12 protein-coding genes and 1 other annotated feature are annotated in these 16,244 nt (G+C 38.6%); of the genes, 4 read left to right on the plus strand and 8 right to left on the minus strand.

Going from position 1 to position 16,244, the window contains the following annotated elements:
- Positions 1 to 35: 35 nt before the first annotated feature.
- The 7 genes from M1F14_RS13660 to M1F14_RS13690 all read right to left on the minus strand — a co-directional run bounded on the left by M1F14_RS13660 (position 36) and on the right by M1F14_RS13690 (position 9,346).
- Positions 36 to 2,195 carry a filamentous hemagglutinin N-terminal domain-containing protein gene (locus tag M1F14_RS13660; RefSeq protein WP_048607268.1) on the minus strand — a complete coding sequence of 720 codons (2,160 nt, stop codon included), beginning with the start codon at positions 2,193 to 2,195 and terminating at the stop codon, positions 36 to 38.
- A 491-nt stretch (positions 2,196 to 2,686) separates the two neighbouring features.
- Positions 2,687 to 3,493, minus strand: coding sequence for a tryptophan synthase subunit alpha (gene trpA, locus M1F14_RS13665; protein ID WP_042843658.1), 807 nt, complete (start codon positions 3,491 to 3,493; stop codon positions 2,687 to 2,689).
- The gene (trpB, locus tag M1F14_RS13670; protein ID WP_181468501.1) at positions 3,493 to 4,683 is read right to left on the minus strand and encodes a tryptophan synthase subunit beta; all 1,191 of its coding nucleotides are present in this window, start codon (positions 4,681 to 4,683) and stop codon (positions 3,493 to 3,495) included. Before trpB ends, trpA begins: the two co-directional genes overlap by 1 nt.
- Before the next feature lie 76 nt (positions 4,684 to 4,759).
- On the minus strand, positions 4,760 to 6,136 hold the full coding sequence (gene trpCF / locus M1F14_RS13675; protein ID WP_048607264.1) for a bifunctional indole-3-glycerol-phosphate synthase TrpC/phosphoribosylanthranilate isomerase TrpF: 1,377 nt from the start codon (positions 6,134 to 6,136) through the stop codon (positions 4,760 to 4,762).
- Between the two features lies 1 nt (position 6,137).
- Positions 6,138 to 7,139 (minus strand): anthranilate phosphoribosyltransferase, encoded by a 1,002-nt coding sequence (gene trpD, locus M1F14_RS13680; protein ID WP_042843661.1) that lies wholly within the window; start codon positions 7,137 to 7,139, stop codon positions 6,138 to 6,140.
- Positions 7,140 to 7,160: 21 nt separating this feature from the next.
- The gene (locus M1F14_RS13685) at positions 7,161 to 7,772 is read right to left on the minus strand and encodes a glutamine amidotransferase-related protein (RefSeq protein ID WP_042843662.1); all 612 of its coding nucleotides are present in this window, start codon (positions 7,770 to 7,772) and stop codon (positions 7,161 to 7,163) included.
- Entirely contained in the window at positions 7,772 to 9,346 is a 1,575-nt protein-coding gene (locus M1F14_RS13690; RefSeq protein WP_048607262.1) for an anthranilate synthase component 1, read from the minus strand. Before M1F14_RS13690 ends, M1F14_RS13685 begins: the two co-directional genes overlap by 1 nt.
- A gap of 26 nt (positions 9,347 to 9,372) precedes the next feature.
- Positions 9,373 to 9,474: a sequence feature (Trp leader region), on the minus strand.
- A gap of 164 nt (positions 9,475 to 9,638) precedes the next feature.
- Between M1F14_RS13690 and M1F14_RS13695 the strand changes: the two genes are divergently transcribed.
- From M1F14_RS13695 to aphA, 4 genes are all read left to right on the plus strand, one after another.
- Positions 9,639 to 10,511, plus strand: coding sequence for an RNase RNM (locus tag M1F14_RS13695; RefSeq protein ID WP_048607286.1), 873 nt, complete (start codon positions 9,639 to 9,641; stop codon positions 10,509 to 10,511).
- A gap of 149 nt (positions 10,512 to 10,660) precedes the next feature.
- On the plus strand, positions 10,661 to 11,281 hold the full coding sequence (locus tag M1F14_RS13700; RefSeq protein ID WP_042843664.1) for an L-threonylcarbamoyladenylate synthase: 621 nt from the start codon (positions 10,661 to 10,663) through the stop codon (positions 11,279 to 11,281).
- Positions 11,282 to 11,482: 201 nt separating this feature from the next.
- Complete coding sequence (gene rluB, locus M1F14_RS13705; RefSeq protein WP_042843665.1) at positions 11,483 to 12,400, plus strand: 23S rRNA pseudouridine(2605) synthase RluB; 918 nt, start codon at positions 11,483 to 11,485, stop codon at positions 12,398 to 12,400.
- 437 nt (positions 12,401 to 12,837) lie between these two features.
- Positions 12,838 to 13,551, plus strand: coding sequence for an acid phosphatase AphA (aphA, locus tag M1F14_RS13710; protein WP_042843666.1), 714 nt, complete (start codon positions 12,838 to 12,840; stop codon positions 13,549 to 13,551).
- Between the two features lie 63 nt (positions 13,552 to 13,614).
- On the opposite strand, the gene M1F14_RS13715 is transcribed toward aphA, so the two are convergent.
- Positions 13,615 to 15,765 carry a filamentous hemagglutinin N-terminal domain-containing protein gene (locus M1F14_RS13715; protein ID WP_048607259.1) on the minus strand — a complete coding sequence of 717 codons (2,151 nt, stop codon included), beginning with the start codon at positions 15,763 to 15,765 and terminating at the stop codon, positions 13,615 to 13,617.
- Positions 15,766 to 16,244: the final 479 nt, after the last annotated feature.

Below are 16,244 nucleotides of genomic sequence, written 5' to 3' on the forward strand. Positions count from 1 at the left end.
TATTAGGGGGGCTTATGCCCCCCTTGTTAATTTAATTAATAATAGTTATAAGTGTTTAAAACAACCATTGAACCTAAGATTGTTCCATTAGAGCTATTACTAATAACTGGACTAGTGATAGTCGTTGTACCCAATGAAGTTAAACGACCACCGGAGTAATTATCAACACGAGAAAATGCATCAATAGTAAGGTCTTTACCCGCTTGAACTAGACCTGAATTAGAATTGTCTAATTTATTCACGTCTAATTTAATAGTATTTGCACCTTGAATTGTACCATAACGGTTATCAAGATCGTTTCTTAAGGTAATATTAACATCACCACCATTTGATAGAGCATCTTTATTGTGAGCTACGATAATACCGCTATAGTTATTTGCGCTATTAGCTTTGATAGTGACAGAGCCATCTTTAGCATAGATTCCGCCAGAGTGTCCTGCTACTCCAAACTTGCTTGCATAACTATTAAATCCGGTAGATCTAGAGTTATTTAAGCTAGTAGTATTAATAACAACATTAGAGTCCGCAGCAATTAATCCTTCATTATTTGATAAGTTTGTAGTTTTAATATCTAAATTATTTCCTTTAATATATCCATTTTGGTTATTTAGGGTATAAGCATTAAATTTAGATTTTCCAGCACTAGCAGATAGAGAACCTTTGTTATTAATGATATTAGCATCAATATTTAAAGCTCTACCACTCGAAATTGCAGCATAGCTATCATTTGTCAAAGTGTCAGAAAGGTTAATATTAGTTAGACCATTCGTTGATTTGATCAGAGAATTGTAATTTTGCAGCGAAGCTGCATCAAGGGTAACTTTTCTTTTAGCAATGATCTGGCTATCACTAGAATTATAGATAGAATCGCGAGCATTAATGGTGACATCGCGACCAGATACAGTAGAGTTATTATTATAGAGTTTCGAGGTGTTTATTGTTAAATCATTACCTGCTCTAATTCCACGCTCATCAACATTTATGACGTTGTTGCGTAGATTATAGATATTATCTATTGTACCAGAAGCCTTAATATTAAGATCGCCGTTATTCGTTCTAATTGAACCATTACTATTGTTGATATTACCTGATGTTACAATACTCATTGCTTGTCGTGCGTTGATAATACCACTTCTATTATCTACTCTTGAAGCAGTTAATTTAATGTTTCCTGCATTTGATTTGATTTGACCATTAACATTATTCAGATCTGAATTATTAGTAATAATGTCAATATCCCCATTAGCAAGGATAGTCGATGAGTTAGACAAACCATTTGCTTTAATATTAATACCACCAGATGAATTCATTCTAGAACTTTGGTTGTATACTAAACCAGTAGAATCAATATTAACTCCGCCAGCGCCTGCAACTAAACTACCTTTATTAGAAACACCTGTACCACTTTCAGTTGAAACTAAGGTAATTTTATTTGCGTACATACCACCCATAGCGGCAATATCAACACCTACGCTAGTTGGGTAACCAACACCTTGTACTTTAGTGACTTGTTTGCCACTCGCATCTACAAAGTTATTACCAGCAACAACATTAACTTCTTCAGCGTGGATATCTCCACGGATTACTGCTGAACGGGCAATAATGTCAGTTGGTGAATCAGATTGTAGACGGCTATTAATAATGATTTGGCCTTTTTCTACGTTATAACCGAGGAGATCACCACCTGCAACGATTGGCTTACCTGTTGTTAAAGTCACACGGTCAGTATTAATAAAGCCGCAATTATCACATGTGATACCTGATGCATTAGCAACGATGACTTGTGCTTTATTAGTTCCAGCCACTTCAATTACACCGCCAAGTACACTGGCTTTATTTGAATTGACTTCATTTAAGATAACTTTAGCAGGTCCATTACCATTATTTAAGTTTAGGTTACCATTGATTTGACCACCTAGAGTGGTATTTGTATTGGCAGCACTGTTATTTAGAATTACACCTTTTTGGTCAACATCGAATTGACTATAAATGTTATGGGAAACGCCTTTATCACTTGCTCCTTTAATATGAACAATTGTTGGGCCGTTAACTTGGTTTAATACACCTGCGCCATTAGTATTTACAACAGCAGCTTGAGCAACGGAAATAGAGCCTAAAATAACAGATACACTTAAAAAGAGTGGTTTGATTTTTAGTATCGGATGTCCGATTGATTTATCAGAATGTTTTTTCATAAAATATTCCTAAATATAGACTATAGATAAAATAAAATAGCTAAAATTATTGCTATTAAAGCGTGAAAATTATGCGTTATATTGGTTTTTATTAAAATTTAATTGTACTTAAGTCTAATTGTTCAGGAGGTGGGAGATTTAAATGCCATAATGAAAGAAAGTGTAGTCTTTTATAACAAATAAAACATAATAACAAATAAAAACAACAAATAACGTTTACTCTGCTACAGATTATTAAGTGAATATACTAAAGTGGTAATACCTAGCTTTAAATTTCCGTAACTAATTGATTGGTGAAAGTTATTTATGCGTATTAAAACGAGGTTAATATTTAATCTAATCATTCCTAATTTTAAAGAAATATATTTTTTATTAGAGTAGGGGGGATTTATAAATAGTAGATATGTATTATAAGTATCATTATAGTTAATTTTCATTTTTAAATAAGAGACCGTTATTTTTAATAACGGTCTCTTAAAAGATAGTTAAAGTTATTTCTGTGTTGCCGATTTCATTTTAAATACAAATTCTGTTAATGTTTTTAGCAGAACATCAGGTTTATTTAGGTTATTTTCAATGATTTTTACTATAGCTGAGCCAGAAATAGCGCCGGCCGCACCATTTTTAATCGCTTCTCTAACTTGTTCCGGTTCTGAAATACCGAAGCCTTGTAATGCAGGCGCTGCTTGATACTGATTTAACTTATCAATCAAGTGAGTTAACGGCATTTCCGCACGTTTCTCTGTACCTGTTACACCTGCACGAGATAATAAATAAGTGTATCCACGGCTATATTGCCCAATTTGTTGTAACAATGCATCATCACCATTTGGCGGGCAAATAAAAATTGGGGCGATATTGTGCGCTAAAGCTGCTTCACGGAAAGCCTTTGACTCATTCATTGGAACATCTGCAACTAATACGGAATCAACACCTGCTTTCTCACAACGGATATAAAAGTTTTCAATCCCATTAGTAAACACCAAATTCGCATATACCAATAAACCGATTGGTATAGTAGGGTGCTTTTCCCTTATACGGCCCAATAACTCAAAACAGATAGTCGGAGTAATTTCGCTTTTAAATGCGCGTAAATTTGCATTTTGGATCGTAGGGCCATCAGCGAGAGGATCAGAAAAAGGAATACCTATTTCTAAAGCATCTGCGCCACCTGAAATTAATGCATCGATAATTTTTAACGATAACTCAGCATCAGGGTCGCCTAATGTAACAAATGGAACAAATGCACCTTGATTGTTATGGCTTAAACGCTCAAAAAGTTGGGTATAACGTTCCATTAAATTTCTCCTTTGCTGGCCAGAATATCATGCACTGTAAAAATGTCCTTATCTCCACGGCCTGATAAATTTACGATGAGTAATTGTTCTTTATTTGGTTGTTGCTCTGCCATTTTTAATGCATAAGCGAGTGCATGTGATGATTCTAATGCAGGAATAATACCTTCTTTACGAGATAATAACTTGAAGGCATTAAGTGCTTCATCATCGGTAATGGAAACATACTCGGCTCGACCAATACTATTTAAGTGTGCGTGTTGAGGGCCAACAGAAGGGAAGTCTAACCCCGCAGAAATGGAGTAGGACTCTTCAATCTGCCCTTCATTGGTTTGCATCATTGGGGACTTCATACCAAAATATATGCCTACACGACCGTGTTTTAATGGTGCCCCGTGTTGGCCTGATTCGATTCCCAATCCTGCAGGTTCCACACCAATTAATTTGACGTTTTCTTCTGGTATAAATGAGGCAAATAAACCAATCGCATTGGAGCCACCACCAATACAGGCGATAACGGCATCAGGCAAACGACCTTCTTTTTCAAGAACTTGTTGTTTTGCTTCGTCGCCTATCATGCGTTGAAATTCACGTACAATGGTTGGGTAAGGGTGAGGCCCTGCGGCTGTCCCTAATAGATAATGGGCATTATCATAGCTACCAGACCAGTCCCTCAATGCTTCATTACATGCATCTTTGAGTGTGGCGGAACCACTGTGCACAGGGATAACTTCAGCTCCCATTAATTTCATACGAAATACGTTAGGCGATTGGCGTTCAACGTCTTTAGCCCCCATATAAATACGGCATTTCATATTTAATAATGCGCAAGCTAAAGCAGTTGCCACGCCGTGCTGTCCTGCGCCTGTTTCCGCAATAATTTCAGTTTTGCCCATTCGTTTGGCGAGTAAAGCTTGGCCTAATACTTGGTTGGTTTTGTGGGCACCACCATGTAATAAGTCCTCACGCTTTAAGTATAATTTGGTCTTTGTACCAGCGGTTAAGTTTTGACAAAGTGTCAGGGCCGTAGGGCGACCTGCGTAGTTTTTAAGAAGGTCGTGAAACTCTTGCAAAAAACTAGCATCATTTTGCGCTTCAATAAAAGCATCTTCTAATTGGTTTAAAGCGGGAATAAGAATTTCTGGGACATATTGTCCACCAAACTCGCCGAAATACGGATCTAATTTGCTCATTGTTTGTTATCCATCTCGTCAATTAAATTGGGTCTAAATATTGTTTATTACTACTAAGGCTATCGTTATCTAGTGGTTAGCTATGTGTTGATTCCGCGAATAAAGTTGATAGCACTAAGTTTATTTTTTGTTCACTTTTAATTCCGGGCTCAATTTCCACCCCTGAATTAAAATCAAGTCCATTACAAAGTAATTTCGATGCTTCAAGGCAATTTTGGGCATTTAGCCCACCTGCGATCATAAAACGTTGATTAACAGATTGCGGGATGGTGCTCCAGTCGAAAGTTTTCCCTGTACCGCCATGGCCATTATCTAGCAACAAAACATCGACACCTTGGGTGTCATAGTGAGACAAATCCACTTGTGACATATCGACTGCTTTCCAGATTTCACAATAACTGGGGAGCAGGTTTCTCAGCGTTGCTATATACTCTTGATTTTCTTGTCCATGTAATTGAACCGCGGATAACGCAAGGCGCTGAGCAATATGAGCAACAAAATCAGCTGACTGATTGCGAAAAACCCCAACGTATTTTAAGGGGGCAGCATGAATAATGTTTTGTGCTTGTGACAGTGTCACTTTACGTGGGGAACCTTCAGCAAAAATTAATCCCCCAAAGCAAGCACCCGCATCTAATACTGCTTTTGCGTCTTGTTCACGAGTTAAACCACAAACTTTATGTTCACCAACTAATAAACGTTGTAGCGCTTTATCAAGATCAGTTTGTTCCATCAACGCACTGCCAATTAAAAAACCATTAGCAAATTGGTTAAGCGATTGAATATGTTGGTGTTGATGAATGCCTGATTCGCTGATAACAATTGTGCCTTGCGCTAATCGAGGGGCAAGCTCACGTGTCCGGTTTAAATCAATGGAAAGGTCACGTAAATCACGGTTATTGATACCCACGACTTTAGATTTTAAAGCAATCGCTCTTTCTAATTCTTCTTCATTACTGACTTCTGTTAACACGCCCATATTGAGTTGATGAGCAACTTGAGCTAAAGCGATATATTCATCATCACTTAGGACTGATAACATCAATAAGATAGCGTCTGCTTGGTAATATCTAGCTAGATAAATTTGATATGAATCAATGATAAAGTCTTTACATAATACAGGTTGCTTTACTGCCTGACTAACAATAGTCAGGTAATCCATATTACCTTGAAAATATTTTTCATCAGTAAGTACGGAAATCGCAGATGCATAAGGTGCATAGGTTTTGGCGATCACTTCTGGGTCAAAATCTTCTCTGATTAGGCCTTTAGATGGAGACGCTTTTTTGCACTCCAAGATAAAAACAGGGCGTTTTGCACTGAGCGCATTATAGAAGCTACGTTGACTAGGCTGAACCTCATCGATAAAGGCACTTAAAGGTTGTTTCGCTTTACGTTCAATGAGGTAGCTGGCTTTATCATCAACAATTTTTTGTAATACGGTTGCTTTCATGTTATTGGTTCCTTGCCGCTAGTGCAGTGACGCGGTCAAATGCTTTACCGCTACGGATAATTGCGAGTGCATGTTCACTATTTTGTTTTAGATTTTCATGGCCATTAATGCGCATTAACATCGCGACATTAGCCGCAACAGCGGCTTCATGAGCAGCTTTACCGTGCCCCTGAAGCAAGTTGCTTAGCAATACGCGGTTCTCATCTGGGGTTCCCCCTTCTAAATCAGTTAACGCATAGGGCGTTAAGCCAAAATCCTCAGCGGTTAACTGATAATAGTGTAAAGCACCATCTTTTAATTCAGCCACTTGTGTGGGCGCGTGTAGTGATACTTCATCCATCCCTCCACTGTGTACCACAGCTGCGCGTGTAAAACCAAGCATCTGTAATGTTTCAGCAACAGGTTTGACTAGTGTTTCTTGATAGACGCCAATAAGTGCGATTGGTGGGCGAGCTGGGTTAATCAACGGACCGAGTACATTAAATAAAGTGCGTGTTTTAAGTTGTGTACGTACCGGGGCCGCATGGCGAAAACCGCTGTGATATTGTGGTGCAAACAAAAAACAGACGCCAAGCTCATCTAGTGCATCGCGCGCACTTTGAGCACTTAGATCAAGAGCAATACCAAATGCGGCGAGTAGGTCAGAAGAACCGGAGCGGCTTGATACGCTACGATTACCATGCTTAGCGACTTTAATACCGCATTCTGCGGCGACAAAGGCACTGGCCGTCGAAATATTGATACTATTAGCCCCATCACCACCAGTACCAACAATATCACTGAATGTATAATTAGGGCGAGGGAATGGCTGTGCATTTTCTAAGCAAGCCAGTGCAGCACCTGCAATTTCTTGAGGCTGCTCACCACGCATTTTCATACTGATCAACACCGCAGCTAATTGGGGCTCAGTTAACTCACCTTGGATAATAGCGTTAAATAAAAACTGGCTTTCTTGTTGAGTCAGTGGTTGTGCTTTAAATAATTTGTCATAAATATTTTGCATAATTGGCTCTTTAGTATCCCGTTAGTGCGAATGAGTGGTGGTATTTTCATTGGGTGTAGAAAGAGCCCATGCCACGGTATTTTCTAACAACTGTTTGCCTGTAGTTGTTAAAATAGATTCAGGGTGGAATTGGAACCCACAGACTCGGTCACTATCATTGCGGACTGCCATAACCATGCCATTTGATTGCGCACAAATTGTCAGGCTGCTAGGGATTTGGCTACCAACTAATGAATGGTAACGGGCTACAGAAATTGGGTTTTCAAGATTAGCAAACATGGCGAGTTCATCGTGAGTTGCGATAGAGGATTTACCATGTAATATTTCACCAGCAGCAGAAACAGTCCCACCATAAGCTTCAACAATAGCTTGGTGTCCTAAACAAATACCAATAACTGGAATTTTGCCTTTTACCTGCTGTAAGACTTCTGGCATTGAGCCCGCCGCGCTTGGTTTCCCAGGCCCAGGAGACAGAACTAAAATAGGGGAATCCATATTGTTTAATACTGACAGAATATGCGATGCGCTGACGGTATTACGGTAAATAACCACTTGATGTCCGCCAGAGCGTAGCTGGTCTACCAAGTTATAAGTAAAGGAATCTACATTATCGAGCAGTAAAATATTCGCCATTAAAATAACTCCTTTACTTGGTGTGCTTGGGCAATTGCGCGGATCACCGCTCGTGCTTTATTACGTGTTTCATCTGCTTCAGCTTGTGGTGAAGAATCCAATACGACGCCTCCGCCAGCTTGTACCGTTGCAATTCCATTTTCGACATAGGCGGAGCGAATAACAATGCAAGTATCAAAATCACCATTTCCTTGGAAATAACCAACGGCACCGCCGTATGAGCCGCGTCGTTCCTGTTCATTTTGGGCAATTAACTGCATGGCTTTTACTTTTGGTGCCCCAGTAAGGGTGCCCATATTCATACAAGCTTGATAAGCATGAAAAATATCTAAGTCTTGGCGTAATGTTCCTACAACGTGAGAAACCAAATGCATAACAAAGGAATAGCGGTCAACTTTAGTTAAATTAGCTACATAACGGCTGCCAGCTTCACAAATACGCGCTAAATCGTTACGAGCAAGGTCTACTAGCATGATGTGCTCTGCTAATTCTTTTTCATCTGAGCGCATTGAGAGTTCAATACGGCTATCTAAATCGAGGTCTAAATCTCCCTGCGCATTACGCCCACGAGGACGCGTTCCAGCGATTGGGTAAATTTCCACTTTGCGGGTTTGGGTGGCATATTTCAGTGCGCTTTCTGGTGAAGCACCAAATAGGGTGAAATCTTGATCTTGCATGTAAAACATATATGGGCTTGGGTTTTGCAACTTCAGTTTTTGATATGAAATCAATGGGTGTGCACAAGGCATGGTAAATTTACGTGAGGGGACAACCTGGAAAATATCACCACGGTAAATAGCTTCTTTTAAAGACGTAACGATTGCACCATACTCTTGGTCGCTTTTATTTACTGTCACGGTAAAATTGGGCGCCGACTCAAGGGGAAGCTCAGGTAAAAAAGGGCGGCATGAAACGATAATTTGTTCATGTCTTTGTTTTACGGTTTCTATATTCTGTTGATTATCAGAAAAAATACAGCTTTTGATCCGTGCAGCCTGATTTTGATGGTCGATCACTAAATAATGTTCGGCGACAAAAAAACAATAGTCGGGGCATTGATTAACGCTCTTAACCTCAGGTAAATCTTCAAATCCTGCAACTAAATCGTATGCGAACAGACCACCAACAAATAGTGTTTCAGGTTTAGTCGAATAAGTTTGAGCAATTGTCGGTAGCGCTCTTAAAACATCCAAGCTAGAAGGGGCTTTAAGGCGATTATCTTCATCCAGATCTTGTTTCGGTTGGTTAAATGATACCGTTAATAGATTGTCACTAAGGTCGTGATGAGCTATTCGTCCATTAAGCTCAGCTAATAGCTTTGGTAATAGGGATTGACCATTAGGAGTTAAAGCTTCTATTTCAACACGCTGAGCAAATGCGCGTATACGTAGCGCACTATTAACAATCAGCAAACTTTGTAAATTCGCTTTGTTATTAACCTCGGCAGATTCCAATAACATCGTGGATGGAACCTGCTGACACAGGTGATTAAATAATAATGTTGGGTCTGGCTGATAGTTAATTGGGCTATCCAGATACTTAAAATGTGCTAATGTGGTGTTTTGTTTGTTCATTTTGTTGCCTTACGCTAATTTTAGACATTAAAAAACCCGCCGTAGAAAGGCGGGTTCGGCACTGAGACATACAATAACTATGCGCGTGCGGCTTCCGCCCAATTTGGGAAGTCACGCCACCAACGATTTGTTAGGTTAAATAAAGTCATGATATGCCTCACTGGATAAACTGATTAATTATTGGCGCCAAGCCATCTTGCGTACTAGTTAACTGGATCGTGTCTTTAGTGTCAAGCACTTTGTTAATTTATTAGGAAAATAGTTGTTAATGGAAATTGGAGAAGATACCACCATGCCGCAAGCAGCAACGTCATTATTGACTCGTTATGATTTACATAGTCATACGATTGCTTCGGATGGGGAGCTAACCCCTGAAGCGTTAATTGAACGTGCGATAACCATGGGCGTAAATATTTTGGCTATCACAGACCATGATACTTGCGATGGTGTATTGCAAGCGAGACGTTATTTGGCTGAAAATGATCGGCCAATTGAACTTATCAACGGCGTAGAAATATCCACTCTTTGGGAAAATATAGAAATACATATTGTGGGGCTAAACTTTTCTACGGAGCACCCCGCAATGATTAAATTGCTGGAAGAACAATCAGCTCGTCGATTAGAACGTGGAATAGAGATGGGGCGTCGTTTGCAAAAAGCTGGCATTGACGATGCATGGGAAAATGCACGAAATATTTCTGCCGGTGGGCAAGTGACTCGTGCGCATTTTGCACAATATATTGTTAAAATTGGTAAAGAAAAAACGATTAACAATGTATTTAAACGTTATTTATCAAAAGGCAAAACAGGGTATGTACCTGCAAAGTGGTGCTCTATTCACGAATCTATCGAAGCCATTCACGCCGCAGGTGGGGTCGCTGTTTTAGCGCACCCATCTAAATATCAACTATCAAATAAGTGGTTGAAACGCCTTATTGCTTATTTTAAGCAATGTAATGGTGATGCTATGGAAGTTTCCCATTGCCAACAACCTCCAAATGAAAAGCAGTATTTAGCTGAGCTTGCAAAAGTTGCTGAGCTACGAACCTCAGTTGGTTCCGATTTTCATCGACCATGTTCTTGGATAGAACTGGGGCGCAATTTATGGTTACCTGATGATGAACAGGCCGTTTGGGCGCAGTGGGCTGAAGTAAAAAACACCTAATACTTTGATGTATTAACAATGCGGTGTAAAATAACCAGTATGGATAATGATTTATTTCACATAAATCATTTAATTGAATAAATAGATAGTACCATTTATAGGTATTTTGCCGGGTGATGCTGTCGATACTACGAAAAGTAGAGGTATGTATGAGCCAGTTTTTTTATATCCATCCGGACAACCCTCAGACGCGGTTAATTAGCCAAAGCGTTGAAATCCTAAATAAAGGTGGTGTTGTTGTTTATCCGACAGACTCAGGTTATGCAATAGGTTGTCGTTTAGAAGAAAAAGATGCATTGCAACGCATTTGCCGTATCCGCCAACTCGATACCAATCATAATTTCACACTAATGTGCCGTGACCTTTCTGAATTATCCAATTATGCCCATGTTGATAATACGGTATTTCGTTTAATTAAAAATAATACACCCGGTAATTATACGTTTATTTTACGTGCAACCAAAGAAGTCCCGCGCCGTTTAATGAATGAAAAACGTAAAACAATTGGTTTACGAGTGCCTTCTAATCCTATTGCAAGGGATCTACTTGAAGCGGTGGGAGAGCCGTTAATGTCGACCAGTTTAATCATGCCTGGTGATGATTTTACTCAATCTGATCCTGAGGAAATTAGGGATTTATTGGATAAACAGGTCGATTTAGTGATCCACGGTGGTTACATCGGGCAAAAACCAACAACAGTCATTGATTTTACGGATGACACGCCAGTAGTTGCTCGGGTCGGTACTGGAGACCCATCGCCTTTTGAGTAATGTTTAGCTAATAAAACACTGTGTTTATATAGCTAATTATATGAAAATGTATTGAAAGTGCGATATTCTGATAAGTAATAGGGCTTCAAGATAAACCTGTGTATAATACGCGGGTTTACAAATTCAATACTTTTTGGAGAGGGTAAACATATCACTCCCAAAAGTCATTTGACGCCTGTGAAGGCGACAGTAGAGGGTTACATGAGCGCTAAACCGCAAAAAACTGAAAAATTACAAAAAATCCTTGCCCGTTCTGGGCATGGTTCCCGTCGTGAAATCGAAACATTCCTGCAGGCAGGTCGTATTAGTGTTGATGGTAAAATTGCAACATTAGGTGACCGAGTAGAAGTTACAGCAGCAACAAAAATCCGTTTAGATGGCCGTTTATTAGCGATTAAAGAGCCTGAGAAAGAGATTTGCCGTGTTATGGCGTATTATAAGCCAGAAGGTGAATTATGTACTCGCCATGATCCTGAAGGCCGTCCTACTGTTTTTAATCGTTTACCGAAGTTAACAGGGGCTAGGTGGATTGCCGTTGGCCGTTTGGACGTCAATACGAGTGGGTTATTATTATTTACGACAGATGGTGAATTAGCGAATCGGTTAATGCACCCAAGCCGTGAAGTCGAACGTGAGTACGCGGTACGTGTTTTTGGTGAAATTAACGATGCTAAAATTCGCCAATTAACCACTGGCGTGCAATTAGAAGATGGTCCTGCTTCTTTTAAAACGGTTTCATATCGCGGTGGTGAAGGGATGAACCAATGGTATAACGTGACGTTAACAGAAGGGCGTAACCGTGAAGTTCGACGTCTTTGGGAATCAGTCGGTGTTCAAGTTAGCCGTTTGATCCGTGTTCGTTATGGCGACATTGATTTACCAAAAGGGCTTCCTCGTGGCGGGTGGACAGAGCTTGGTTTACAACAAACCAATTATCTTCGCGAATTGGTTGAACTAGCACCTGAAACAGAAAGTAAGGTTGCTGTTGAACGAGACCAACGCCGAATTAAAGCGAACCAAATTCGTCGTGCGGTGAAACGCCATACACAAGTTACAGCACGCCCTGCAGCTAAGCGTCAATCATCAAGGCCGACAGCGAAGCGTCGTACACGTATCTAATTTCGTAATAATCATTATTTCATTATTAAAGGAAAGCGCTAAGGGATACCGATGCGCTTTTTTATTCGCAAAAATAATTATGTTAAGTGTGTAGAAGGTTACAGTTAGCACTACTTTAAAGAAATATTAAGTTTTATCACTTATTGAACTAACTTCGTCATAAGACCATCAATTATTAAATTAATGGTCTAGCTCACATTATTATTAAACCCATCAAGAATAGATAACATTTATGAGATATGTGTCTCATTTTAATGTAACTAAAAAACTTAGTATTACCTCCCGTGTGAGATATCCCTCACATAATTTCTGCATTATTTATTGATAGTAATAGAAAAATAAGCAGTTAAACATTTTACTTACACGTTAGCTAGACAGTTTATCCAGATGAATAAAGAATGGTTTTTAAGCGGATAAACCTTGAATAAGGATAAGAAATGAAAAAAATAACACTAACTCTGAGCGCGGTTGCTTTGGCATTAAGTTTTACTGCAACTTCTCAGGCAAAAATACCAATGCCAGAAACAGTCAGCCCTGGTGTGACAGTCGTTGAATTAGCGCAACAGCAGCCTATTCATTGGGTTTCCATTGAGCAAATCAAACAAAGCTTAGAAGGCAAAGCCCCAATGGCGGTTGGTTTTGATATTGATGATACAGTGTTATTTTCGAGCCCTGGTTTTTATCGTGGTAAATTAGAGTTTTCACCAAATGATTTTAGCTATCTAAAAAACCAACAGTTTTGGGAAAAAATGAACAATGAATGGGATAAGTTTAGTATGCCAAAACAGGTGGGTATTGACTTAGTCAAAATGCACTTAGACCGTGGAGATACTGTTTATTTCATTACTGGCCGTACTAAAACAAAAACTGAAACCGTCACTCAATATGTTCAAGAAGGTTTAGCTATTCCTGAAGATAAAATGCAGAAAGTTATTTTTGCAGGTGATGAACCTGGTCAAAATAATAAAGTAAGCTGGATGCATGACCATAAGCTGACTATTTATTATGGTGATGCAGATGCAGATATTGCAGCAGCTCATGAATTAGGTATTCGTGGTATCCGTATTTTAAGAGCGGCAAATTCCTCTTATCAGCCATTGCCGAAAGCAGGGCGTTTTGGTGAGGAAGTGGTGATTAACTCAGAATATTAATTCTGAACGACAATTAATGAAAAAGGAGACGTTTATCGTCTCCTTTCTTATAACTTAAGTAAATTAGTTGGTTACAATAGAATCGATAATGACTCGATTGCCTGTGATGGTACCTGTTGTGCTATTAGTAACGATAGGGCTTGTGACCTTAGTTGTATTTGATGAACGCAAAGTACCATATTGATTGTTGACCCGATTTTTTGAATCAATTGTCAGGTTTCTACCTGCATCAATGCTTCCTGAGTAATTTTCTAATAAACCCACATCAAGTTTTTGGTTATTAGCGCCTAAGATCTTCCCATAATTATTGTTAAGTGTTGATTTAAGCTTAACATCAACATCATTACGTGAAGCTGAAATATTATTCACGTTTGCAGCAATAGAACCATTAATATTGTAGAGAGTATCCCCTTGAATTTTTACAGTACCATTATTGGTTTGCAGACCACCGTTCTGATCCACCAAGCCAAACTTAGCATTAGCCTGTTTAAAGTCAGCACTATTGTTATTATTCAGATGACTGGTTTCGATGTTTAAATTGTTTTCTGAATGAATTAATCCAGCTTGGTTATCAATATTAAATGCCTTAATGGCTAGATTATTTCCTTTAATATAACCTGAGCGATTATTTAATATATTCGAATTGATAGCCATTTGACCATTATTTGAAATAATAGTGCCAGAGTTATTGATTTGGTTAGCATTGATATTCATTAACCGACCACTGTCTATTTTTGATGATGCATCATTGTTTAATGATACCGATGCATCAATATCCATACGACCATTAGCTGTCTTTATCTCAGAGTTAGTTTGAGTCAAAGACATGGTACTGATCTCCGCACGGCGTTGGGCGATGATTTTGCTATCTGCTAAGTTTTCAATTGATGATTGTGAACTGATAACGGCATCTCTACCTGCAGTGATATTGGAGTTTTGATTTACAACATGCACTGCACTGATATTGATATCACGAGCAGAATTGAACCCTTTAGATGGGTCATTAGGGTTACCTTGATTATCTCGATTATAGATAATATTCATGGAATGGATATTCATATCGCCTTTTGAGGTATTGAATGAGCCATTATCGTTAATCAAAGTATCAGACGTTGAATTTATATTTTGTAATGCGGTGATTGTTCCTCCATTATTGCTTAATTGCCCCAATGTCGTTAAATTAATATCATTGTTGTAAGATGTGATTTCACCCTGATCATTATTGATGGTACCCGTACCTGCAACGGTGATATTGACGTTTTTATTACCAACCAGATGGCCGTTATTCGTTACAGCTGTTGCTTTAATGTTTAAATCTTTAGCGGCATTGACCCTTGCGTTAGTATTATTGACGCTACCTGCGCTATCAATCGTGATGGCACCATTATGAGTAATGATATCCCCCGCATTAGCAACACCCACTCCGCTTTCAGTGGCAATTAATGAGATTTTATTTGCATACATGCCACCCATAGCAGAAATATCGATGCCGACACTAGGTTTAGTGCCAATAGCTGTCGTTGAACCAATAACTTCACCAGAGGCATTGACTTGATTATTACCAGCAACAACGTTGAGACGCTGGGCATCAACAATACCATTAATCGCTACGGAACGAGCAATGATATCAGTTGGAGAATTAGCGTTAAAACTGCCGTTAATTGCGATTTTTCCTTGCTGTACATTATAGTTAGCAATAGAACCATCATTGGCTAGGTTGACTTTGCCTGTCGTCAGAGTCGCGTGATTGGTATTGATAAAGCCACAGTTATTGCAGGTGATACCTGAAGCGTTAGCAACGATAACTTGTGCTTTCCCTCCGGCTACTTCAATCATTCCGTTTAGGGTGGTTGCTGTATTAGAATTTACTTCATTTAAAATCACTTTAGCTCTATTACCACCAGCAACATTACCATTACTACCGATTTTGCCACCAAGAATGGTATTAGAGTTTCCTCCATTGTTATTTAAAATAACGCCTTTTTGGTCAACATCAAATTTACTATACACATTATGAGAGACCCCGCCTTGACTTGGTTTATTAATATAAACAACGGTAGGGCCATTACCTTGATTTAATATACCTGCACCATTCGTTGAGACAATCTCAGCTTGGGCTACTGTTGTTGAACCGACGATCATGGAAACGCATAAAAAGAGTGGCTTAAATTTCAATGTGGGAATATTGAAATTATGGTTTAAAATATTCTGCATATATATCCCTTAAAATAGGTAAGTTTTAATTAAACTAATAATCCTTTCTGGCTGTTTAATTATGCAGGTATATTGATTTTAATAAAATTAATAATATTAACGTGAATATATTGTTTATTGTTTTTCAATAAATAACTAAAACCGCATAAATATAGATGATGATCTATTAACTTCAACCAAAACTCTTAATTTTCAATTTGTTATAATTACTCTATTTCTGTAATGCATGGTATTTTTACTCAGGCAATTATACTTAATGAATTGGAATTGATAGGTTAAATTAAGTCGGCTGCATTAATAATTTTTATATTCTTAGCTTATGCTATAAAATATCATTATTTAATGATAAGTCTGAAATGTAATTATTTGAGGGAAAACAACAATACAAGTTAACAATAAATGAAAAACTTTATAAGTTTATTATTATTTTGCACTCTTATTTTGAGTGTTAATAAGGGGGGCTAGATTGCAGAGGGCAT

It is taken from the genome of Providencia sp. PROV003, assembly GCF_045040775.1.
GTDB classification, from domain to species: domain Bacteria; phylum Pseudomonadota; class Gammaproteobacteria; order Enterobacterales; family Enterobacteriaceae; genus Providencia; species Providencia huashanensis.